At 44.4% G+C, this 23,009-nt stretch carries 15 protein-coding genes, 1 tRNA gene and 1 pseudogene; 12 read left to right on the plus strand and 5 right to left on the minus strand.

Annotation, left to right across the window (positions count from 1 at the left end; genetic code table 11):
* Positions 1-480: 480 nt before the first annotated feature.
* From ACTS60_RS06900 to ACTS60_RS06915, 4 genes are read left to right on the plus strand one after another with little or no spacing between them, the layout of a single operon-like run.
* On the plus strand, positions 481-870 hold the full coding sequence (locus ACTS60_RS06900; protein WP_050569199.1) for a c-type cytochrome: 390 nt from the start codon (positions 481-483) through the stop codon (positions 868-870).
* Positions 871-885: 15 nt separating this feature from the next.
* Positions 886-2,295: a cytochrome-c oxidase, cbb3-type subunit I gene (gene ccoN / locus ACTS60_RS06905; protein ID WP_440887640.1), complete on the plus strand. Its 1,410-nt coding sequence runs from the start codon at positions 886-888 to the stop codon at positions 2,293-2,295.
* A gap of 1 nt (position 2,296) precedes the next feature.
* Positions 2,297-2,908: a cbb3-type cytochrome c oxidase subunit II gene (locus ACTS60_RS06910; RefSeq protein WP_440887641.1), complete on the plus strand. Its 612-nt coding sequence runs from the start codon at positions 2,297-2,299 to the stop codon at positions 2,906-2,908.
* The gene (locus ACTS60_RS06915; RefSeq protein WP_440887642.1) at positions 2,905-5,061 is read left to right on the plus strand and encodes a c-type cytochrome; all 2,157 of its coding nucleotides are present in this window, start codon (positions 2,905-2,907) and stop codon (positions 5,059-5,061) included. Before ACTS60_RS06910 ends, ACTS60_RS06915 begins: the two co-directional genes overlap by 4 nt.
* Positions 5,062-5,140: 79 nt before the next feature.
* Here ACTS60_RS06915 and ACTS60_RS06920 read toward each other — a convergent pair whose 3' ends face one another.
* Together ACTS60_RS06920 and ACTS60_RS06925 are read right to left on the minus strand one after the other, a co-directional pair.
* Positions 5,141-6,334 carry an acetate/propionate family kinase gene (locus ACTS60_RS06920; RefSeq protein ID WP_440887643.1) on the minus strand — a complete coding sequence of 398 codons (1,194 nt, stop codon included), beginning with the start codon at positions 6,332-6,334 and terminating at the stop codon, positions 5,141-5,143.
* Positions 6,335-6,695: 361 nt separating this feature from the next.
* Complete coding sequence (locus tag ACTS60_RS06925; RefSeq protein WP_440887644.1) at positions 6,696-8,639, minus strand: DEAD/DEAH box helicase; 1,944 nt, start codon at positions 8,637-8,639, stop codon at positions 6,696-6,698.
* 380 nt (positions 8,640-9,019) lie between these two features.
* Here ACTS60_RS06925 and rnb point away from each other — a divergent pair, with 380 nt between their 5' ends.
* Entirely contained in the window at positions 9,020-11,023 is a 2,004-nt protein-coding gene (gene rnb / locus ACTS60_RS06930) for an exoribonuclease II (protein WP_440887645.1), read from the plus strand.
* 69 nt (positions 11,024-11,092) lie between these two features.
* Entirely contained in the window at positions 11,093-11,890 is a 798-nt protein-coding gene (locus ACTS60_RS06935; RefSeq protein ID WP_440887646.1) for a helix-turn-helix transcriptional regulator, read from the plus strand.
* Here the strand turns inward: ACTS60_RS06935 and ACTS60_RS06940 are convergent, their stop codons facing one another.
* Positions 11,891-12,247 carry a DUF3024 domain-containing protein gene (locus ACTS60_RS06940; protein ID WP_440887647.1) on the minus strand — a complete coding sequence of 119 codons (357 nt, stop codon included), beginning with the start codon at positions 12,245-12,247 and terminating at the stop codon, positions 11,891-11,893. It lies immediately after the preceding gene.
* A 156-nt stretch (positions 12,248-12,403) separates the two neighbouring features.
* Here ACTS60_RS06940 and ACTS60_RS06945 point away from each other — a divergent pair, with 156 nt between their 5' ends.
* Positions 12,404-13,231, plus strand: a complete 828-nt coding sequence (locus tag ACTS60_RS06945) for a phosphate ABC transporter substrate-binding protein (protein WP_440887648.1) — start codon at positions 12,404-12,406, stop codon at positions 13,229-13,231.
* Between the two features lie 50 nt (positions 13,232-13,281).
* Here the strand turns inward: ACTS60_RS06945 and ACTS60_RS06950 are convergent, their stop codons facing one another.
* A complete protein-coding gene (locus tag ACTS60_RS06950; RefSeq protein ID WP_440887649.1) occupies positions 13,282-13,962 on the minus strand; it encodes a MaoC family dehydratase in 681 nt (226 codons plus the stop codon).
* Positions 13,963-14,290: 328 nt separating this feature from the next.
* Here ACTS60_RS06950 and ACTS60_RS06955 point away from each other — a divergent pair.
* Both ACTS60_RS06955 and ACTS60_RS06960 read left to right on the plus strand, forming a co-directional pair.
* Positions 14,291-14,381: transfer RNA gene (locus tag ACTS60_RS06955), tRNA-Ser, on the plus strand.
* 297 nt (positions 14,382-14,678) lie between these two features.
* Positions 14,679-16,142, plus strand: a pseudogene (locus tag ACTS60_RS06960) (ATP-binding cassette domain-containing protein).
* An 83-nt stretch (positions 16,143-16,225) separates the two neighbouring features.
* Here the strand turns inward: ACTS60_RS06960 and ACTS60_RS06965 are convergent.
* A complete protein-coding gene (locus tag ACTS60_RS06965) occupies positions 16,226-17,695 on the minus strand; it encodes an EAL domain-containing protein (protein ID WP_440887650.1) in 1,470 nt (489 codons plus the stop codon).
* Positions 17,696-18,103: 408 nt separating this feature from the next.
* Here ACTS60_RS06965 and ACTS60_RS06970 point away from each other — a divergent pair, with 408 nt between their 5' ends.
* The 3 genes from ACTS60_RS06970 (at position 18,104) to ACTS60_RS06980 (ending at position 22,964) form a co-directional block, all read left to right on the plus strand.
* Positions 18,104-18,838 (plus strand): IclR family transcriptional regulator, encoded by a 735-nt coding sequence (locus ACTS60_RS06970; RefSeq protein WP_440887651.1) that lies wholly within the window; start codon positions 18,104-18,106, stop codon positions 18,836-18,838.
* A 6-nt stretch (positions 18,839-18,844) separates the two neighbouring features.
* Positions 18,845-19,681, plus strand: coding sequence for an arginase (locus ACTS60_RS06975; protein WP_440887652.1), 837 nt, complete (start codon positions 18,845-18,847; stop codon positions 19,679-19,681).
* A 271-nt stretch (positions 19,682-19,952) separates the two neighbouring features.
* Positions 19,953-22,964, plus strand: a complete 3,012-nt coding sequence (locus ACTS60_RS06980; protein ID WP_440887653.1) for a DUF6701 domain-containing protein — start codon at positions 19,953-19,955, stop codon at positions 22,962-22,964.
* The last annotated feature ends 45 nt before the right edge of the window (positions 22,965-23,009 follow it).

The raw sequence follows: 23,009 nt of genomic DNA on the forward strand, positions 1-23,009 counted from the left end.
GTCAATGACACGCTCCCGAAGGGCCCTCTTTACAAATAGTAAGGGTCTTGGCTTGTATACTTTGTTGTCGATTCTTGATTTAGACCCACTAGACCTTTAAATCGCCGCCGCGTCTACAAACCAAGTCATTCTCGCTGAACCAAGCATCTCGAGGTTACTTGGGTATATGACATGATGATCTATCGCGGTCGATAGTTTTCTTTCGAAAGTCTCTAATTTTCAAACATCAAAAGCCAACCACCTATTTTCACTTTAGTTGTATTGGTAATGATTTTGTCCATTCCACTTAACTGGTGCGTATTAGTAATTAAATCTACAACTAATCTGGCTCGTAGATAGCGATATAGCCAGTACGCGCTTACTCTTTATCGTACAACAACAAAAACGTGCCAGACTATCCACCTTACCAATATGAGCGAAGTGCTGGCATTAAACGCCCAAGTTAGTGAAACACGTATTCAATTTACTAGGGAAACAGTGATGAGATTAAAGAACACGCATTTCATGAGCACAGGTATAAAGGCGGCTCTCCTCGCCACGATGTGCTTCTCTCCTTTCACTTTCGCATCTGACGCCAAAGTCGACGAGCAATTTGAAGTTGGTAAAGAGAAAGCGAAAGTATGTATGACATGTCACGGTGCTGACGGCATCTCCACCATCGACGCCTACCCAAACCTACGCGGTCAGAAAAAAAGCTATCTGATCTCTTCTTTGAAAGATTACAAAGCGAGGGAGCGGACTAGTGGGTTGGCGGTACTCATGCAACAGCAAGCCGACGCCCTGTCTGACCAAGATATAGAAGACATCGCGCACTATTATTCGCAGTTAGGGACCGAGCATTCACCGTCAGATAACGAGCCCCAGCCTTAAACGAGGAGCGTTCTTATGGAACAAACAACTACTCAATACAACACTCAAGTTGTGAAGTATTTTGTGTTGGCATCGTTGGTTTGGGCGATTGCGGGGATGATCATCGGTGTCATTCTAGCGGCGCAGTTGTACTGGCCCATTCTGAACTTTGATTCGCAATATTTCCAATTCGGTCGTCTGAGACCTCTACACACATCTGGAGTGATATACGGCTTTGTCGTAAACATTTTAATGGGTACTTCGCTCTACATTGCCCAGCGTACTGGCCGTTGTAATTTGTTCAACCAGAGCCTGTCTTGGATGGTGTTCTGGGGATGGCAACTCGTTCTGCTCTTGGCGCTTATTACCCTGCCCGCAGGCTATACGACATCAAAGGAGTATGCGGAGTTGGAATGGCCAATCGACGTCTTAATCGTCTTGGTATGGGTGCTTTATGCCGTGCTGTTCTTTGGCACGCTTGCCAAGCGCAAAGTAGACCATATCTTTGTAGCAAACTGGTTCTTTGCCGCCTTTATTATCGTGATTGCGATGATCTTCGTCGTGAACAATCTTGCCATGCCTGTCTCTTTGATGAAATCCTATTCCGTCTTTGCTGGTGCACAAGATGCCATTGTCCAATGGTGGTGGGGTCATAACGCGGTAGGATTTTTGCTAACTGCGGGTGTGATTGGGATGAACTATTATTTCATTCCTAAAGCCGCTGATCGCCCTATCTACTCTTATCGTTTGTCTGTAATCCATTTTTGGGGCTTGGTTGGGTTTTACACTTGGGCGGGTACGCACCACTTGGTTTACTCTTCGGTACCGGTTTGGGTGCAAAACATCGGCATCATCATGTCACTCATTCTTTGGCTTCCGTCTTGGGCTGGCGCTTTCAACAGTGCGATGACGCTGCTGCAAAACAAAGAGAAACTCAAATCTGACTATATCTGCTTGTTCTTCTTCTCAGCAATCCTTTACTACTGCTTAGCCACTTTCGAAGGGCCTCTGCTTGCCATTCGCTGGTTCAATATGCTGGCGCACAACACAGAATGGGTGATCGGACACGTTCACTCTGGCGCATTAGGTTGGGTGGGCATGTCTGGCATTGCGGTGTTCTACTACTTCATCCCACGTCTGTGGAATAAAACGGAACTGTGGTCGAAGCGACTGATCAAATGGCACTTCTGGCTTGCCCATGCAGGTGTTGCCATCTATGCCATCGCACTCTGGGTTGCCGGTATTGGTGAGGGCTACATGTGGCTCACTCAAAACGAGAATGGTGAGCTAGTATACAGCTTTATCGAAGCCATGAACTTTAAAGCACCATGGTTGTTCTTGCGCTTCTTTGGTGGTGCGCTCTTTGTGCTCGGCTTGTTCCTGATGGCATTCAACTTGTACAAGACCGTACGTTCTCCGTCCGTACTAGTAGCGAAGGAGGCATAAGATGAGCAAAGACTTTACGCATTCAGTGATCATCTTGATCATCACCACCGTTGTTGTGGCTTCCTTCTCTCTTGCAGTGTGGGTAGTGCCTAATATCCTGCGTACTGACGACATCGCCAAAGACAGTTTAGCGAAGCCATTAACCGCGTTGGAGCTTGCTGGTCGCGATATCTACATCAGCGAAGGTTGCCATGTGTGCCACACGCAGATGGTTCGCCCGCTAGAACCCGAAATCAAACGTAACGGACGCGCTAACCAAGAGTCCGATGATATTTACGAGTTTCCTAACTTGTGGGGTTCCAAACGCACTGGCCCAGATCTAACCAATCTTGGACGTAAGTATTCGGACCAATGGCATGTGTTGCATCTTATCGACCCACGCCAAGTGGTTCCTACATCCATCATGCCCGCTTATCCTTGGTTGTTTGAGCAGACTTTGTCTGGTAATGCCATTGGTAACAAGATGGAAACGCTCCGTACGTTGGGCGTGCCCTACACCGACCAAGAGATCTCAGACGCGCGATTACAAATACGCGGTAAAACCAAAGGGGAAGCTCTGATTCGTTATCTTCAAAGCCTTGGTCAAGACACAGCACAGGAGGTGGCACAATGAGCACATTCTGGAACTGGTGGGCAATTGCCGCCACGATTGTCTTCTTCATATTGATGGTGTCTGTCATCGTCAAATATTGGCGTAGCAACCATAAAGCAGACCAAGACCATACCATCGCCTCCTTTGATGGCATTGATGAAAAAGACGCACCGCCACCCAAGTTACTGTTTGCCAGTTACGCGGTCGCCTTTCTGTTGTCAGCAGGATACCTAGTGTTATATCCGGGCTTGGGCGAATGGAAAGGTTTGGCGAATTACGATCAAAGTGACGATAAACTCAGCGCACCGTCAACGACGCTTGATGAACAATTTAGCCAAGTTACGGACATGTCGCTCGACGCATTGGCACAAAACGACGATATCGTCCGCTCTGGTCGAATCCTGTTTCAAACCCATTGCGCCGCTTGTCACCGAGACAACGCTCAGGGCCAAAAGCACTTCCCTAACCTGATCGATAAAGAATGGATGTATGGCGGCGATGACAAAGCTCTGATTCACTCTATCGCCAAAGGTCGTAACGGCGCCATGCCGGGATGGGGGGAGGTAATGAGGAAGGACGAAGTCAACAAAGTCGCCTATTACCTCGCATCCCTCAATCAACGCCACAGTGACGTACCAGAAGTGAAAGTTGAATTAGGTAAGAGTTTGTTCGTCGAATATTGCTCGTCATGTCATGGTGACGGCTCGATAGCAAATCAACAAACGGGCGTGCCTGATCTATCAGACAGTGTCTGGCTACATGGCGGGAGCATCGAGGAGATTCAACACACCATCAATTACGGCTTAAACAACTTAATGCCTGCGTTTGAAAACCAACTTTCTGAGCACGAAATCCTCGCACTTGGTGCCTACATCCGTAAAGCGGGTGAAGAGCAAGAGCAGAAACTCGCAGCGCTTAATGCTGATTCAGTAAAACGCGGTGAGTACCTTGCCCATGCTGGGGACTGTGTGGCTTGTCATAGTGCTGAAGGTGGCGAACCTTTTGCGGGCGGTCTACCGTTCGTTACCCCATTTGGCACCATCTACTCCACTAATATCACGCCCCATGCCAGCGCAGGTATCGGTGAGTATGATTATGATGACTTCCGAGATGCGCTTGTGAAGGGTAAAGGCAAACATGGTTACCTTTACCCTGCAATGCCCTACACGTCTTATCAATACCTCACTGAACAAGACATGACGGATTTGTGGGAATTCATGCAATCTATCCCTGCGGTAGCTCGTCGTAACGATGAAAACCATATGATGTTCCCATCTAACATCCGTCTTGGTTTGCTTGGCTGGAATATCGTCTTTATGGATACCGACCCAATCGACTACAGCTTGCCTCAAGAACTTGAAGGACACGTGGAAGATGTTGAGAAGTGGCAGAAAGGCAAATATTGGGTAGCAGGCTTAGGACACTGCTCAGAGTGCCACACACCGCGCAACATTGCTCAGGCCCTAATTCCTGAGCGTATCTTCCAAGGTAACTTGATAGACGGCTGGAATGCACCTGATATTACCTCAACAGAGTTGTACGTTGGTGGTTGGGATGAAAAGACGTTGACCGACTTCTTACACACTGGTCATTCAGACAAAGGCACCGCGTTTGCCGGGATGGCGGATGTCGTGAAGAATAGCTTGAGTTTAATGACGCGTGAAGACATTGAATCCATGTCCTACTACTTGCTCAGTGGCGATGTGAACAACTTTATTGCCGCCGACGCAGTACCACTAGAACCTAAAGGGTTCGATGACGACGCCTATCAAGATCCAATCTACACTGTCTACAAGCAGACTTGTGGCGCTTGTCACGGCAACGATGGTAAAGGGCGAGACCCAATAGCGCCAACATTGCTAAATAACGGCATCATCATGCACAGCGACCCGTTCAACACCATTGCGGTAACAGTGCGAGGTTTGCAACCTACCTACATTGATCCAGAGCGTAATTTCATGCCGATGGCGAGTTTTGAGGACATCCTCTCCGACGCGCGTTTAGCAGAGTTAATTACCTTTGTGCGTAAACACCTCGGAGACCAACAACAAGAGGTTACCGCTGAAGAGGTTCGTGAAGTGAGAGAAACATTGGAAGCGGCTGGGTACGCTGGCGGGCTTCATACCACGCCAGACATGTATGACAGGCGTGATAACAACATCAATATTCGGTAATAACTTGAAGAATCCAACCACAAAAAAAGCCCTTTCCAACCGGAAAGGGCTTTAACTTAGTTCCCAAAATTTTGCCGTTTTACAGCAGTTCTACCGACTGTTGAGCGATTACCCACTCTTCGTTGGTAGGAATAACCAGTGCTTTCGCACCTAGCAACTCAGATGTAGCAACAACACCTGCGTTACCAAATCGAGCATCTTCGTTACCTTTCACATCTTCAACAAAACCTAACAGTTTTAGGTTCTTCAGGATTTCACTACGGATTGGCATTGAGTTTTCGCCGATACCGCCTGTGAAGATGATGCCGTCGAATGAATCTAAAGCAGCAAGGTAAGACGCGATGTATTTAGACACACGGTATGTGAATACTTGGAATGCTAGAGTTGCACCTTCGTGCCCCTCTTCCATCGCTTCCAAAATACCGCGAGCATCGCTTGTTAGGCCAGACACACCTAAGAAGCCAGAAGCTTTGTTCAATGAGTTGAACACTTTCTCTTGAGACCAACCTTTCTTCAGAAGGTACTCAATGATGCCTGGGTCAAGGTCACCACAACGTGTACCCATCATTAGACCAGACAGTGGCGTGAAGCCCATAGACGTATCAACAGATTCGCCGTTGTTAATTGCACAAACAGAAGCACCGTTACCTAAGTGAACAGAGATGAAGCTCGACTCTTCAACTGGCTTGTTGATCATCTTCGCTGCTTCACGGCTTACAAAGTAGTGACTAGTACCGTGGAAACCGTAACGACGAATACCGAAGTCAGTGTAAAGTTCTTTAGCGATTGCACCAGTGTAAGCTTTTGCTGGCATTGTTTGGTGGAAAGCAGTATCAAATACAGCAAACTGAGGTAGCTCAGGGAATGCAGCCATTGAAGCACGCATACCAATCGCATGAGCAAGGTTATGTAGAGGAGCCAAATCACTTAGCGCTTCTACGTCTGCAATAACAGACTCATCTAAACGGACTGTTTTAGTAAACTTCTCACCGCCGTGAACCACTCGGTGGCCAACAGCGACAACATCTTCAATTAATTTGTACTCTTTTACTAACTCAACTAATTTTGCTACTGCAAGTTGATGGTGATTCCCATCGCCTTGAATGGCGTACTCAAATTTCTCACCGTTGAATTTCCAGCTCATACGAGCGTCTGAAAGACCAAAGCACTCACCCAAACCACTTAATACAGCATCGCCAGATTGAGAGTCGATTACTGCAAATTTTAGTGATGAGCTACCAGAGTTGATCACCAGTACAAACGAATTAGACATGAAATAGTTTCCTGTTGTGGAGCAAAGGTTGTGATTGCGCGAAGCGCTGTGTACTTCTTGTTTGTAGCACCTATTATTCAATAATTTTTTAATCTTTCAACTATCTTTTAGAGTTAGTTGTTCGTTTGCGTAATTTTTGTTGATCTAACGCAATTTTAAAATTTATTTGAGCCATGAAATATATCGACAACTTAAACTAAAGTGGAATGAAGCGTTGGGAAACGTTAAAAAATGAAGAATAAAGCAAAAATATTACTAATTTTTTTTGAATCGAAGAAGATAAGAGAAGGGGATAAAAAAGCCGAGCATTACGCTCGGCTTTTCAAATTCAACTATTTTTTAATGCAATAGTGTGCAGGAATTATGCGTCTTGTGTACGACGACCACGGCCGTGACCACGTTCACCACGGTGTGCACCACGGTGATCACCACCACGGTTACGATCGAAACGACGTTCGCCACCTTCACGGTTACCATCACGATTGCCATCGCGGTTGCCGTCACGGTTACCACGGAAGCCACCTTCGCGACGACCGCCTTCACGACGACCACCTTCACGGTTGCCATCGCGGTTACCACGGTAACCACCGCCATCACGACGACCGCCATCGCGACGACCACCGTCACGGCGACCACCACGAGACTCACGGAAGTCATCGAAGTCACATACTACAGCACCAACATCTTGTTGACGAATACGTAGCTTGCTTAGCTTGTTCGCTGCGTCTGAAGTCATTGCTTTAGGTAGCTGTACGAATGTGTGACCTTGCGCTAGCTTGATCGCACCGATAGAACCTTTGCCTAGACCTAGTTCGTTTGCTAGAGCGCCAACGATGTCTTTAACTTGAACGCCTTGCTCGCGACCAACTTGAAGCTGGTAAGTATCCCAGTCTTGGTTGTTGAAGTTACGACCGCCGTCACGACCACCTTCACGGCGCTCTTTACGACGTTGCTTGTCACGTTCAATCGCTTCTACCATTGGGTCTTCGCCAATGTAGAATAGAGGACGTTTGCCTTGCTGACGCTTAAGAAGCATTGCTGCAAGCATCGCAGGTTCAATTTCTAGAGACGTTTGTAGCTTCTCAACAAGCTCAGCGAACTTGTCTAGTGCTTTGTGCTCTTTTTCAGCTTCCAGTTCAGCCGCTAGCTTGCTTAGGCGAGCTTCTGCAACTTGGTCACGTAGAGGAAGTTGAATTTCTTCCATAGATGACTTAGTTACACGCTCGATAGTGCGAAGCATACGGATTTGGTTAGTACGAACTAGAAGGATCGCTTTACCTTTACGTCCAGCACGACCAGTACGGCCGATACGGTGGATGTAAGACTCAACATCGAATGGGATGTCGTAGTTAAATACGTGAGTAATACGTGGAACGTCAAGACCACGAGCAACAACGTCAGTTGCAACTAGGATGTCGATAACACCTTGTTTGATGTGATCAACAGTACGCTCACGTAGAGACTGAGGAATGTCACCGTGCAGTGCAGCAGCTTTAAAGCCACGTGCAGATAGCCAATCAGCTAGACGCTCAGTGTCTTGACGAGTACGTACGAATACGATTGACGCGTCAGTTTCTTCAGTTTCAAGAAGACGAGACATAGCTTCATCTTTCTCTACACCTTTCACTACCCAGAACTGTTGTTGAACTTTGTCTACAGTGTGGTTTTTACCAGCAACGTCAACAGTTACAGGATCACGTAGGAAGCGCTCAACAATGTTTTTCAGCATTGGTGGCATAGTTGCAGAGAACAGAACGCGTTGAGCTGATTCAGGAGCGTGCTCCATGATAGCAGTTACGTCGTCCACGAAACCCATGTTTAGCATTTCGTCCGCTTCATCAAGTACGAAAGTACTAACTTCGTCAAGATGTAGACGTTCACGGTTGATAAGGTCTTGAACACGGCCAGGAGTACCAACAACAACGTGTGCACCATTTTTAAGAGCACGCATTTGATCTACGATAGATGCACCACCGTAGATTTCTAGAACTTTAAGACCCTTGATGTTCTTACCAAGGTTCTTCATCTCAGCCGCAACCTGAATCGCTAGCTCACGAGTTGGAGCAAGAACAATTGCTTGTGGTTTACGTTGATCAAGATCTAGCTTGTTTAGAAGAGGCAGAGAGAATGCTGCCGTTTTACCTGTACCCGTCTGTGCTTTACCCAGCGCGTCAGCACCTTCCAATAGGTGTGGAATTGCCGCAGCCTGAATTGGAGTTGGTGACACGAAACCCATTCCGTCTAGAGCAGAAAGGATAGAATCATTCAGAGATAAATCGCTGAATTGAATAACAGAATCTTGCATTGGGATCCTACTTAATTAAACAAAAAAACAGTCCCATATGCTCTTCCAATTCGATACTGATTCATCCAGTTACTAAATCCATTCAGAAAGGGAATTAGTACAGTACACAACCGCGATAAGCCATTAGGGACGACTAAGGGAGGCGGATTATTCCTTAAATGCATAAAAAAAGCCAGAAAAAATTGAATTACATCACAATTTATTCTCACTAATGGTATTATTCGCGTAAATTTCCACCTATCCCCTATTTTTAAGGGCTGTCGATGATGATTGTTCAACAAAACAGTCAATAAACAGGGGCGAATTTACGCGCTTTCAGTAGTAATAATAGCGCGCAATGATTATAGTGTGCCCAACTCCATTGGTAAGTTAAAAAAAAGATGTTTCAAGATAACCCACTATTAGCTCAGCTTAAGCAGCAAATCCAAGAAAATCTGCCTAAAAAAGAAGGCTCAATCAAAGCAACTGATAAAGGCTTTGGCTTCCTGGAAGTGGATAGCAAAACCAGCTTCTTCATCCCACCAGCGTACATGAAAAAGTGCATGCACGGCGATAAAGTTGTTGCCATCATCCGCACGGAAAACGAACGTGAAGTTGCAGAACCACAAGAACTGCTAGAACAATCGATGACTCGCTTTATTGGTCGAGTAAAAATGTTCAAAGGCAAGCTAAACGTAGCACCAGATCACCCACAGCTTAAAAAACTGTCTCTTAAAGCAAAACTAAAGAAAGGTCTAAAACCTGATGAGTTTGCAGAAGGTGACTGGGTTGTCGCACATCTTATTCGCCACCCACTTAACGGCGATAACTCTTTCTTCGTAGAAATTTCTGAGAAGATTACTGATTCAAACGACAAGATTGCCCCTTGGTGGGTAACGCTTGCTCAAAACGATCTACCAAATTCTGAGCCGGCAGGCATCGAGAACTGGGAACTAAAAGACGACGCAGATCTAGAGCGTGTAGACATGACTCACGTTCCTTTCGTGACTATCGATGGCGAATCAACCAAAGATATGGACGATGCGCTGTACGCGAAGAAAACTGAATCTGGTGATTTCGAACTGACTATCGCAATCGCGGACCCAACGGCGTACATCACACCTGAAGATGATATGGATAAAGTCGCGCGTGAACGTGGCTACACTATCTACCTTCCAGGTCGTAACATCCCGATGCTGCCTCGCGATCTAGCGGACAACCTATGCTCTCTGATTGAAGGTGAAATCCGCCCAGCAATCTGCTGTACAGTCACAGTAAGCAAAGATGGCGTAATTGGTGATGACATCAACTTCTTTGCTGCGAACATCAAATCTCACGCTCGTCTTGCTTACGATCACGTCTCTGATTGGCTAGAAAAAGGCAGTTCAGACAAGTGGCAACCAGCAGAAGAGATCGCAACTATCGTTCGTGACCTGTATGACTTCTCACTTGCTCGTGCGGATTGGCGCGAAAAGAACGCGGTTGTATTCCCAGATCGTCCTGACTACCGCTTCGAACTGAGTGAAGATAACGACGTTGTCGCGATCCATGCTGACATGCGTCGCAGTGCAAACCGCCTAGTTGAAGAGTCTATGATCACTGCAAACATCTGTGCTGGTCGTACACTACGTGACAAGTTTGAAACGGGTGTCTTCAACACGCACGCTGGCCTGAAAGCAGAGAAAATCGAAGACGTAGTTAAAATGGTTAACCCTGAAGGCTCGCTTGAGTTCACTGCTGAATCTATTGCAACATTAGAAGGTTTTGCTGCGCTACGTCGCTGGTTGGGTGAGCAAGAAAGCTCGTACCTAGATAATCGTATTCGTAAGTTCCAAACTTACAGCGAAGTGGGTAACCAACCACTGCCTCACTACGCGATGGGACTGGATATTTACGCGACTTGGACTTCACCAATTCGTAAGTATGGCGATATGATCAACCATCGCATGCTAAAAGCGGTGATCCTTAATAAAGCACCAATCCAAACACCAGATGATGAAGTGGGTGAAGAGCTAGCATTACACCGTAAGCACCATAAAATTGCGGAGCGAAATGTCTCTGATTGGCTGTACGCACGCACACTATCAGAAGAGCCAACCAAGAAAACGTGTTTCACAGGTGAGATTTTTGACATTAATCGCGCGGGTGCACGTGTCCGACTTCTCGAAAATGGAGCAGCAGCCTTTATTCCTGGTAGCTTGATTCTTGATAATAAAGAAAGAATTGAGTGCAACGGCGACAACGGTACTATTTCGATTGATAAAGAAGTGGTATATAAACTGGGTGATACATTAGAAGTTATTCTGACTGATGTAAATCAAGAGAATCGCAGTTTGGTCGCTAAACCAACACAAGTATTTGCTGATGCTCCGGCAACTGATGCCAAAGAGACCGTAAGCGAATAACAGCTGTTCGTTAAAAAAGGCGCTCAAACGAGCGCCTTTTTTTTGTTTTTGCAAAAGACATAAGAGCCTATGCCGAATATACAGATACTACGTTTTAATCATTTTACTGCTAGAAAAAGTGAGCGATACACAACTCCGCATAATGGCTTGTTCATTGTTGAAGAGGGCTCCCTACTCGTCCACCAGCCCGATGGGCAAGAAATGGAATGGAAAGCTGGTGACTTTGCTCTTTACAATTCCGAAGACTTACTTACTGCCGAGTCACAAGCTGGAGAGAATGGCTTTCAAGCTACCGCTTTAGTTTTTAATAGCGAGTTGTTATCTAACCTTCACAAACTTGATGAGGCAGTCACAACTGCCTCTACAAAGCAGTTCTACCCTTTTGACTCGAAGCAGTACAGCGACATAGCGATAACAAAAGACCTATTACTGAACTTAGTTTCTAAACAAACAAATGAATTAGCTCAATGTCATTTAGCATTAGCGCTAATCGCAATGATGGTCGAAGTCCAACCTAACCTTCTTAGCATTATTAACAACGCGAGCCATTTGAGTGATTCACAAAAAATCATCGACTATATTGAGAAAAATATCGAGAAAGATATCACGCTAGAGATCGTATCCGCTGAACTAGGTATGTCTATTGCGACATTGAAGCGACGTCTCGCAGCTGACGATATGTCATTCTCACATATACTCAAGGTAAAACGTATTAACTACGCAGCAACTCAGTTAAGAGTATCGCAAAAATCAATCACACAAATTGCATTTGATTCTGGCTTCAAAAGCGCCGCGCACTTTAGTACAGCATTCAAATCTGTTTACAACGTGACACCAAAAGATTTCCGAAACCAAATCACTCGCTAATTATTGCCAAAAACATGCTTGAGGATCGGTCTCTAACTCCGCGATAAGGTCCTCAAGCTCTTTACAGCGTGGCAAGCTCGAATAAGGCACCCACTCGCTACCTTCTTTCTCCTCTTCACTAGGAACAAAAAACAGCCATGTTTGCGTGCCTTCGTGGAAGAGTATCCTCGCAATGGAAGAGGTGTATTCACTATGTTGAGAATCTAGCAAGTAATGCGCATGGTATAACTCAACACCATTATCAATCGGCTCATACAAACTTTTTCCTAACTCAACAGGTAAGCTAGCATTTCGCTTAGAACAAAATGTTTGAATCGCTTTATTAAGTCGACTCATAGCCAATCGAGAAACGGACATAAAGAAACTCCTAGAACCTAACATCAGTATAGGTTGAACCTACCAAGTAAGAGCAGTGTAAACCAGAACTATTTGGCAATCGTATTTCCCGTTCACAAAAGTGTAACCTGAACAAAATATCATATGCGCTGCTGTATACTATTTATGGAGTTCAATATGTTACGTTTAACTGTGGCAAGTATTTTAGCCATAGCGCTGTCTGCTCCTTTGGCAATCGCGAAGGAAATCAATATCTCTGGCTCAACCTCTGTTGCCCGTGTTATGGATGTTATTGCTGAGGAATACAATAAAGTCCACCCAGATAACTACATTGCTGTACAGGGCATTGGCTCCACTGCAGGGATCACCATGGTGAACAAAGGGGTGATTGAAATAGGCATGAGCTCACGATACCTCACCGAAAGAGAAAAAGGCGAAGACTTAAATGTCATGCCCATCGCCTATGATGGACTAGCCGTTGTTGTTAACCGTACCAACTCTTTAGATAACCTTTCAGAGCAACAACTTTTTGATATCTACAAGGGCAAAATTACTAACTGGCAACAAGTGGGCGGCAATGATCAGCCGATCGCTGTTGTGACACGCGAAGCTTCTTCAGGTTCTCGCTACAGCTTTGAGAGCTTACTTGGCCTAACTAAAGTTGTGAACAACCGTCTTGTCTCGGATATCAGCCCAAACAACTTAGTGGTCAACAGTAATAGCATGGTAAAGACCATCGTGAACCACAACCCGCATGCGATTGGTTTTATCTCTGTAGGCTCAGTCGATCAGTCTGTAAAAGCCATTCGTTTTGAAGGAACCACACCATCTGCAAAGAACATCGCTAGCCATAAGTACAAGTTGGCACGCCCTTTCTTGATCTTGTACAAAGTTGATGGATTAGATAAGGCAGGAAAAGAGTTCGTTTCATTCTTAAAGTCTGAAACAGGACAAAAAGCAATTGCCGATTATGGCTACACACCAGTTAAGAGTTTCAGCCAGTAAAAACAAAAAAGAGAGCTAATTACAGCTCTCTTTTTTGGTCAAATCTTTGCTTAGAAATGCAGTTGAATTACGGATACAACAACCGCACCTGGGCGACGTATCCCTTCAATTTCTACTTTTATCTCACGCTCAATCTCAAGACCTTTCTTAATTGGAGTGATCTTCGTTAATGTGCTTGATGCGCGTACGTTATTGCCTGCTTTGACTGGATATGGAAAACGAACTTGATTCAAACCAAGATTCACAACCAGTTTCGCTGTTGGAAACATTGGCTTTTCTGGGTCAACGGAATCAGTCAACTTAGGCAGCAGCGCTAGCGTTAGAAATCCGTGAGCGATCGTTGTCTTAAATGGGGACTCGGTCGCGGCACGCTCTGGATCAGTATGAATCCATTGCATGTCTTCTGTTACCGAACCAAATTGGTTAATGCGCTCTTGAGATACATGAACCCAATCACCAACATGGATCACTTCGCCAACTTTTTCATTAAGCTCATCAAATAGTACTTGGGCTTCTGGCTTAAGTACGATCGGCTCAGGTTGAGGGATAACTTCCTCATTTACTGCTGGTTGCTGGTGATCGCGCACTTTAGAGAAGAGAAAACTGTTTTGTGCCCTACCTAAAAAGTCACTCCAATAGTCGCGCAGCGTTGGAGACATCCAATTCATAAACTCTGATTGATGAGCAGAAATCGCACCAACTTTGTCTTTAAATAGATTCGTGACCTTCATAAATACCCTTAGAGAAACTCAGCACAACTGGCTATACCAGTTAATTTTGAATTAGTTCACATTCTGTTGCAAATACTTTCGGGCGAACACATGTATACTCAAAGCCAATTTGTTTTTTAAATTCAGCACCTTAACAATAAAACACTATTTTATTATAAAGGCTATCATTAAAGTCATTACTCTACTATCTGGCAGTTTTGGCTCGCTTTCTTTCACCTTTCATGCACACAACACAGTGAACACTGATTACAAAACAGGCAAACAGTTCATTTGCCACAAATCAATGCTTTACAAGTTCTATGCCACAACATATTATGTGCCCCGCAACGGAGAGATGGCTGAGTGGTTGAAAGCACCGGTCTTGAAAACCGGCATACGTTAATAGCGTATCTAGGGTTCAAATCCCTATCTCTCCGCCACATTTAGAAAGCTCGTTGAGAAATCAACGAGCTTTCGTCGTTTTGACGCTTGGAAAATTGCGGGATTTCTAAATCCCTCCCTGAATGCAAGCCCAGCACTCCACCAAATCCTAGTAAAAGCCCATCAAGAAATTAATTTCAGCACTGAAATGCAACTGTTGCTCTTCTCTACTTTACTGATCAAACCCGCACTTCTCAGTGTCGTTGGTAAAATCGTCATTTAAGTCCTTTCTATACTTAAGCTAGAGTTGATATAACTAGAGTCCGCATAATAATAAATCATGGAAGACAAATACTATGCCGATTCAATTTCACCAGCTTACTGCAAAGGAAAATACCTCTACCCTCTCTATCGACAATTGGCACCTTGAAGCAGGACAATCTTGGGGCATTTTCAGCTCTGATGGCGATATTGGCTCTATTCTTGGAGACTTGCTGTGCGGAGAAATTACGCCTGAATCCGGTGAACTGAACGTCGAAGGTTGCCAGATTGCTCAAGTCTCTCTTTCTGAACAACAACGCTTGTTAGAGCTGGAGATCGAAAAAGACGACACCGATTTTCTCGATTACATTGACCAAGGCAGTTCTGTATATAACTTGATCGTTGAAGTCTGCCAAGATGAAACCTTCGCACAAAGCCTAATTGAAGAGCTCGACTTATCACATTTAACCGGGAGTGGGTTTAGAGTGCTTTCGACTGGTGAAACGAGGCGTGTAATGCTTGCTCGTGCGCTCGCGGCAAAACCTGATCTAGTATTGTTAGATAATCCGTTTACAGGGTTAGATGTAGAGCACCGTGCTTCATTGGCAACGTATCTTCAAACACTTTCTCTCTCAGTACAAATGCTGATTACCTTCTCTCGAGAATCAGACATGCCCGATTGGATCGATCAAGTGGTACTGTTCAATGGTGGTAAACTTGAAAGCACGATGGACAAACAAAGTTGGGATCAGCACCCTATCATCACGCAGATTAACTCCCAGTCGGAAAAGCAAAGCGAAGAGATGATGGCATTAATTCGTCAGCATCAACATACGACCCATTTTGAAAACCCAATTTTTGAACTTAAAAATGGCAAAGTGGAATACACCGATAAAACCATTTTCACTGACTTAAACTGGCGGATCGATAAAAACCAACATTGGTGAGTGAAAGGGCCAAACGGCTGCGGAAAAAGTACCTTATTAGGGCTTATATTTGGCGATCATCCTCAGTGTTACAGTAATGATATCCATATATTTGGCAAGAAGCGCGGCAGTGGAGAAAGCATCTGGGAAATAAAACAACATATCGGTATGGTTTCCTCCGCACTGCATCTTCAATATAGGGTTAACTGCAGCGCGTTAGAAGTCATTTTATCGGGATTCTATGATTCAATCGGCCTTTACTCACAACCCACTAAAAATGAGATCAATATTGCGAAGGACTGGCTGGCCATTCTGCACATGGCCCAATATCAAAAGACTCCTTTTAAACAACTGGAGTATGGTCAGCAGCGCTTGCTTCTTATTGCTCGCGCTATTGTTAAACAGCCAACATTGCTTATTTTGGATGAGCCGTATCAAGGCTTAGATTACTTGGGGCGGATGTTGGTCAAAAACACGCTTGGGTTGATAGCCAAAGAGAAGCTAAGCCAGCTTTTGTATGTTTCACATTACCAAGAAGATGGCATAGATAGCATTCAAAATTACTTAGAGTTTAAATTTGATAAAGAAACTAACTGCTACAAAGGCTCTAGCTTCGAGCGTGACACAGAGTAAAAGTGAACGTCTGTAACAACAAGTTGTATGTATTCCTGAGTATTACTTTCTACCTTAGGAATACGCCTCAAACATACAGAAACCTATTGAAAATCAAGTAAAAGTTGCTTATATGGTACAGGCTTAGAGTAAAAGTAACCTTGGTGGAAATCTACTCCTAGATTAACTAAATGCTTCACTTGTGCTTCAGTTTCAACCCCTTCGGCAATGAGTTTTATCTCCAGCTCATTGGCGAATCGGACAATGGCGTTTAAAACCGGAGCATTAACACTCTCAATGCCTATCGTATCGACAAAGCACTTGTCTATTTTCAAGTAATCCACTTTCATGTGTTGCAAAGCTGCCAGAGAAGTTTGCCCGGTACCAAAGTCATCGATGAGTACTTCAATTCCATGCACCCGCAGCGCTGAAATATACTTCTGCGTATTCTCATCGATAAGCTGACGCTCTGTAATCTCAATGCCCAAGAAAACATTGTTTTGTTTTAGTTTCTTGTGGATGCGTTCTATCTTGTGGATAACATGTGCGTCCGAGAGATAATCAGGTGGTACATTAACACCTAGATGAAAAGGCTTTGCGTAGTGACTATTGGAAAAGTCATTCAAAGCCTTATCCAAGACATAATCGGTGATCTCATTCACTAGCCCATTTTGCTCCGCAGCGACGATAAACTTGTCGGGAGAGACAAAGCCACGGCTCTTATGTTTCCAACGTAATAGCGCCTCACAGCCCTTTAACTCGCCTGTTTTCGCATCAATTTGTGGCTGGTAATACAGAGCAAGCTCTTTTCTTTTAATCGCTTTCTTCAGATCGACAAGCAGACTTCGCTGAGGATCGACAAATTTTGTCACGATATAAATCGTTAAGTAGAAAATCAGTAAAAGGGGTATTGCAGAAATAAAGTAAGACAGCTCTTTTTGCTCAATGTAAACATCACTTGCTTCAAGTAAAGCTTCATAATCAAAGATTTTAGAATGCGCTACGGCAATAGGGTTGTCACCTTGCTTAAGTGCCCCAACGGGAGCAACGCCCTCATCTACAAATAACGCCGAGCGCTTGAGACGAAGATCATTTTTATAGCCAATTGTCGCTCCAAAATAGTCCCTATCCACAATAGTGATAGCACGATAATCTGGGGTTTCGGGACTCTCTGTTGTGAGCGTCAGCACTTGCTCTGGGTAGCCATGGATTCGAGCAAAAGCGCTTGTATCCGAACCGTATTGCTGCAAATAACTGTCTAAAGGCTTTGATACCACTCCTAACTTAGAAGAACAGACAATATGGCTACCGTGAACAATCAGCATCTCATCAATGTTTCTTTCAAACATCAGGTTTTGCTGTAACGCTTCACAACGTGTCGGGTCTATTAATGCCGTTTTATTTTCAGTTTCTATATGAAACAGTATTTGATCGGCAACTTGTATGTTTCTCTCTAGAATATTATCGAGGTTTTTCTGAATATTCTGCTGGGCGAGAAAACACACCTGCGCCAAGATCAAAGGAACAGGAATAAAGAAGATGCTGATTTTTTTAAGCGTTGCTTTGCTTAGCATTCGTTATCGCTCCGATTCAACGTCGACACCCCTGCTCTATGGTTGGTAGGATTGCTCAATGATTTTCATTCCTAAATGAGTATGAGCGCAACCTAACATTACTGCAAATATAACAACAATTTAGGTAAAACTCTTTATGAGCTAACAAGTCTACACTAAGGAAGGCTCGATAGTTCAATATGAAAATAAAATTAGCAGACAATTAACTCTAACCTACGACTTCAAATACCCTCTGGCTAACCCTGTGTCGCTTTCTCTTAGTTCGGTAGGAAAGCACGCCTTATCATTAATAGCGCGATGATTGGCTTTTTCTCACTGAGTGAGAATATTGGTTTATAAATATTTTCCTTTTCTCGGTAGTTAAGAATTATAGTTGAGACATCCCTTTTATCACGTTACAACGCACTTATGACGACAAACAAAGCCAACGCTAATCAGGTAAACGAAAAAGCCCTTCAATTATTGATGCAAGTTGCTGTTAGCCCATTCCCGGTTTCTGCAAAAACGCTTAGCGAACAAATGAATGTGCCTTTAAGTAGCTTATATCGCCATTTGAAGTTGCTAAAAGAGTGGAACCTGATCGAAGAAAGCGTCCATGACAAGACCTTTGTAGTCGGCCCCGCTGCACTGCTTTTAATGCATAGCTACGAAACTGCGCAACATGGCTTAGACATGGTAGAAAGCATCCTGTCTCGTCTCGTCCAACAGACGGGAGAAATGGCAGCTTACATGGTGCCTTCTGGTTATCGCGCGCTTTGTGTCCGACAGAAAGAAAGTATGCAGGCGCTTCGTTGCAGTTACGTCCAGGGTCAAAGTCAACCATTGCTGCGGGGCGCCTCATCTAAAGTGATGCTGGCTTACATGCCCCAACCTCGGTGCGAAAAAATCCTTCGCCATTTTGGTGAAGATCATCGTATGGATGAATGGGAGCAAGAGCTCAGCACGATTAGGAAAAATGGCTACGCCGTTAGTACCTCCGAGATAGACCCAGGTGTATCTGGTATTAGTGCTCCAGTGATGAAAGGCAGCAAGTTAATTGGCGCTGTATCTGTCATGGCCCCAGCACACCGAGTCGAAAAGGATAAGCAGCGTATCATTTTACATGTGTTGCAGGCAGCGAGGGCGTTGCCGCCAGAAAGGTAATTCACCATGTTAAGCTTTTTCAAACGTTACGCATTTCATAGAGCGCCAAAACCTGTTCACCACCACCCTTTCTCTTTTATGACGGTGTGTGAGCATTTAACCCCCATGACTGCTGCAACGTATGATCTAGCCAATCAAAGCTTGGACAACGCCAGTGACTGGCTTTACCAACAACATGACCAAGGTTCTGCCGTTAATCTTGGTCACTTTGATCACCCACAAATTGATAGTGGTGATTTTCAAGAAGCATTGAGTTTGTCATTGTCGCGTCACTCAATTCCTGTGATTTTGACTAACTGCTCCGAAGTAATGCTCTCCATCCTCCCTGTCGTAGTTCATGAACGAGATGAAATAGGCATCATCAGTATCGGCCAAAGGATGAACCTCAAACAAACACTTGAACCAAGGCTTGGATCAGCATTTCATTTTGCTCTTACTCGATACAATAACGTCCGACTTTTTTTCGCTGGTGTGAGTGAAACAGGACCGTCTGCCACAATGTGGGAATACGCTGAAGATCAAGGATGCGATTGGGTCACAGATCGAGAGTTCGTGTTTAGACATCGCAACCACTTAAAACAGCAAGTATCTAACTACCTTGACCATTGTGATCAAGTTGTATTGAGCGTTGATTTAAGCTCTCTCATTCCTAAAAATGGCCTAGAAGGAACATGTCTTGATCTCCAGATGGCATTGCGCACCATAAGACACAGCTTAGTCAGTGGAAAAGTGCGCGCAATTCAGTTGGTCGGTGATAAAGATAGGCTTGTATACTCAAAACAAACCAAAGCTATTTTAGAAGAACTCTATCAAATGGCTCCTCTGATTGACCATGCAGCGTAGTATTTTGGGGAGCTAGACTATGCTCTAGCTCCATATATCAGACAAATTCATACTTTCTAACAATATTTAGCGCTTATATGCGACTGACATCATTACTTGGTCTTGAACTAACATCACACTTAAGTTGTAATTCAACACATAATAACTTGGTACAACGTACCAAAAAATAATGACACACATATTTTTATAGAGTTCACCCCAAGTAACATAAGGAGAGACTCTTTTATACCTTTGCTTGATGCCATTGAGTTCCACGGAAATAGGATACTTAATGATGCGTTTTATTAGCATTTTTGGTACGGCACTACTCTTCCCTTTTGTCGGCCAAGCAACGACTTTTGATGTCACAAACCTTGATCAGCTCAATCAAATTTGTGTAGGTCAGAGCTTTAAAGAAATAACTCAACCTGATGGGAGCGTCGTATTCCATTGCCCGTCTAAGATCGAATTACCGCAAGGGCATAACGTTATATCGACGCACAACAAAAAGGTAGCACTTACTGCCCATTCAGGCATTGTTCTGAAAGGGAGTAACACTATTGGCTCTGCTTCACATCCAATCTCACTGCGTTCTTATGCTGTTGAATTATCGGCAAATAACAACACAAGTACTGGTATTGATTATCAAAATAACCATACAACAATTTATGGTAACCTCACCTCAGATCACCCTATGACGCTAGAAAATGTCCTTGTTAAAGGGGACATTACACTTAAAGGATCGACGCTTACGGTTAACGGTCAGTACAACACTGTAATAGGTAATATAACGGCCCTAAGTACTTCGACGCTAACAAATACCAATGTATGCGGAAATATCAGTTCAAGTGGCCATCTGTTTGAAATCAACACCAACGCCCCCCTGGATGATCACTATATTGTCGGCAATATTTCCGCACTTCACTCATTAGACATCAAAGATATTAATGTATTTGGCAAAGTCCGTTCTGAAGGCCTTACAGGGTATTTGGAAGGTGCTTTCTATGACTCCGAGTTAGCCATTGAGACTTTCCAACCATTAGTGTTACCGAATAATACTGAGGTTTGTGGCGATATTAAGAGCCACGGAGATAAGCCAAGTAACATTCAACTTTATTGCGGAATAGACCAATCAAGCTGTGATTATTCTGCTTCAGTCTGCCCTATCACATCAGTAGATATTCCGGTATGTGACATGCTTCCTCCCAAAGAGGATGACTTTGAACTCACTATCTCTCCTGAAGATGATTTGGCATTAATGTGTGGCGACGAGCCTCCTACCTTTACTATTAATACCAAAAACAACGGCATTGGTGAGAGCTTACAGGTTCAACTGTCGATTAGTGATTCTAATTTCTTCGACGTGATAATGCTCTCCGGAGGTTCACATGACTCAACTAACCCTTGGCTGTTTACATCCAACGAATCTGGTGAGCTTGTCTTTCAAGTTAAAGTCAAAGCAGACCAAATTGAAAACGTCGATTTTGAGAAGAGTTATACAGTCACAGCTGAACTAGTGACTGAGCGAACACAGTCAAAGCTTGCGCAGTTTAAGTTTAAACCATTCTTGTTTGAAGCTTATTCTCTCGATCCCGGCGTTTCTGTCGGCGAAATTCAAGTGGTTGCGGGAAAAGCAGAAACTGTAAACACACGCATCCTTGCCTGTACAGAAGATGGCAAAGCCGTTGAAGCATCAAATTATTCAGCGAGCCCAACGGTCACCCCTTCAGTCGTTGTGCCATCAAATGGCTCATTAGGTGAACTTGACTACCAGCCAGAGTTTAAAAATGGCTTATCCAACGCACGTTTAACTACTTATGAATCAGGCTCGTTTAATATCCAGTTGAGCGATACTTTTGATTGTACTGGTTTCGCCAAATGTCCTGAGAATGGCTACAGCGAAGTAACTGGCCAGTTCCTCGTTCAATCAAGGCCTTGGACCTTTGCCATTTGCCCGAATGGAAAGAACGCCATTTTACCTGCAGGCACCTCAAATGATGGCGCAGGTTTTGTCGCTGCAAGCGAGTTGTTTTCTCTGTTTGCTAAACCTATCGTTTGGCAGCCCGGTGGCTCTTTAAGTGCCCCAATCAACACGACGTCTTACTGCAGTGATAGCATTCGTGTCACCTCTAACTTCATGGCTTCTGATTCGCCTTCCGCTAGCATTCAGCTATCAAGTGCTCAACATACACCAACTCAGAATGCGGCTAGTCAGACAGTTCTGTTAGAAGGCCTAATGGGATTAAACAAGCTCCATAACCAAAACTCAGGGCTTGGTTATGTATTTGACCAGTTATATTGGAATGAGGTAGGCAGCTTGACCATCAAGGTTGATGTCGCTGATAGCAATATTAACCAAGGTTATCGCCACGTAGGTCGATTTTACCCCAAGCACTTCAAAGTTATTGACCAGAACTGGGAGTATCCATCCGGTCAATCCTTTGTGTATATGAACCAGCCACTTACCAGTGTCAGCTATAGCGTCGTTGCGTTGAACGCGAATAAATCTGACGTGACAAACTATGCCTATTTCGCACCGGAAAAACAGCAAAACTTCACCTTGGGAGAGCTAAGTAGCTATACCGATAGGTTCGTTCCACCTAGCCCTACTCAGGTTCAGTGGAGTAACTTATCAAGCAGAAGTATTGGTACGTTTCTTATTAAATCATCTGCTGCAAAATATGACTGCTCGAACAGTGCCTGCTGGGACAAAGACGATATTGGCGGCAGTTACCCCGATGGGCCGTTCAACATCGGAAGTCACGCCTCTATCAGTAAAATTGGCCTAACCTATATGAACCAAGTGGATAACTTTGAGTTCTTTGATGACTCACATATCCTAGCTACCCAACCCGACGTTCGATTTGGTCGTTTAAAATTTAGAGATGTTGGAGGTCCTCAAGGTCAACAGATCAAAGTACCTTTAGACGTAGAATATTGGGAAAATGGTCGCTTCACCACCAACTTCAGTGATAGCCAGACGGGCTTTAATAGCACACATAGTCGCTCAAACACGTTGTGGCCTAGTGGGACAATTTCCACAGCCTCCTTATCAGGAGATGGCAACTTAGTTGTTGGACGGACACTACAAGTTTTCGCCTCACAAACTGTGCCTGCTCGCGAGCAAGTGAAGTTCTATCTTGATCTTGCCGATGGAGCTAACAGTATTCCTTGGCTTCGCTACAACTGGGACAGCTCCACAACTGGAGAGGAAGATCCTCCGGTAATCGTTACTTTTGGTATAAATCGAGGCAATGATCGAGTGATCTATCGTGGCGAGCCAAACTTAATTGGCGGTAACTAGTATTCTTTTGCCAATTGTTATAAAAACGCCCCTCACGTGAGGGGC

It is taken from the genome of Vibrio sp. WZ-1 (assembly GCF_052037695.1).
Taxonomy (GTDB): domain Bacteria; phylum Pseudomonadota; class Gammaproteobacteria; order Enterobacterales; family Vibrionaceae; genus Vibrio.

Bases quoted from the DNA above. Each gene is read 5' to 3' on its own strand.
- rnb (WP_440887645.1), top strand. From the start codon at position 9,020: ATGTTTCAAGATAACCCACTATTAGCTCAGCTTAAGCAGCAAATCCAA.
- ACTS60_RS06900 (WP_050569199.1), top strand. From the start codon at position 481: ATGAGATTAAAGAACACGCATTTCATGAGCACAGGTATAAAGGCGGCT.
- ACTS60_RS06935 (WP_440887646.1), top strand. From the start codon at position 11,093: ATGCCGAATATACAGATACTACGTTTTAATCATTTTACTGCTAGAAAA.
- ACTS60_RS06965 (WP_440887650.1), bottom strand. From the start codon at position 17,695: ATGCTAAGCAAAGCAACGCTTAAAAAAATCAGCATCTTCTTTATTCCT.
- ACTS60_RS06915 (WP_440887642.1), top strand. From the start codon at position 2,905: ATGAGCACATTCTGGAACTGGTGGGCAATTGCCGCCACGATTGTCTTC.
- ACTS60_RS06950 (WP_440887649.1), bottom strand. From the start codon at position 13,962: ATGAAGGTCACGAATCTATTTAAAGACAAAGTTGGTGCGATTTCTGCT.
- ACTS60_RS06920 (WP_440887643.1), bottom strand. From the start codon at position 6,334: ATGTCTAATTCGTTTGTACTGGTGATCAACTCTGGTAGCTCATCACTA.
- ACTS60_RS06910 (WP_440887641.1), top strand. From the start codon at position 2,297: ATGAGCAAAGACTTTACGCATTCAGTGATCATCTTGATCATCACCACC.
- ACTS60_RS06980 (WP_440887653.1), top strand. From the start codon at position 19,953: ATGATGCGTTTTATTAGCATTTTTGGTACGGCACTACTCTTCCCTTTT.
- ccoN (WP_440887640.1), top strand. From the start codon at position 886: ATGGAACAAACAACTACTCAATACAACACTCAAGTTGTGAAGTATTTT.
- ACTS60_RS06945 (WP_440887648.1), top strand. From the start codon at position 12,404: ATGTTACGTTTAACTGTGGCAAGTATTTTAGCCATAGCGCTGTCTGCT.
- ACTS60_RS06940 (WP_440887647.1), bottom strand. From the start codon at position 12,247: ATGTCCGTTTCTCGATTGGCTATGAGTCGACTTAATAAAGCGATTCAA.
- ACTS60_RS06975 (WP_440887652.1), top strand. From the start codon at position 18,845: ATGTTAAGCTTTTTCAAACGTTACGCATTTCATAGAGCGCCAAAACCT.
- ACTS60_RS06925 (WP_440887644.1), bottom strand. From the start codon at position 8,639: ATGCAAGATTCTGTTATTCAATTCAGCGATTTATCTCTGAATGATTCT.
- ACTS60_RS06970 (WP_440887651.1), top strand. From the start codon at position 18,104: ATGACGACAAACAAAGCCAACGCTAATCAGGTAAACGAAAAAGCCCTT.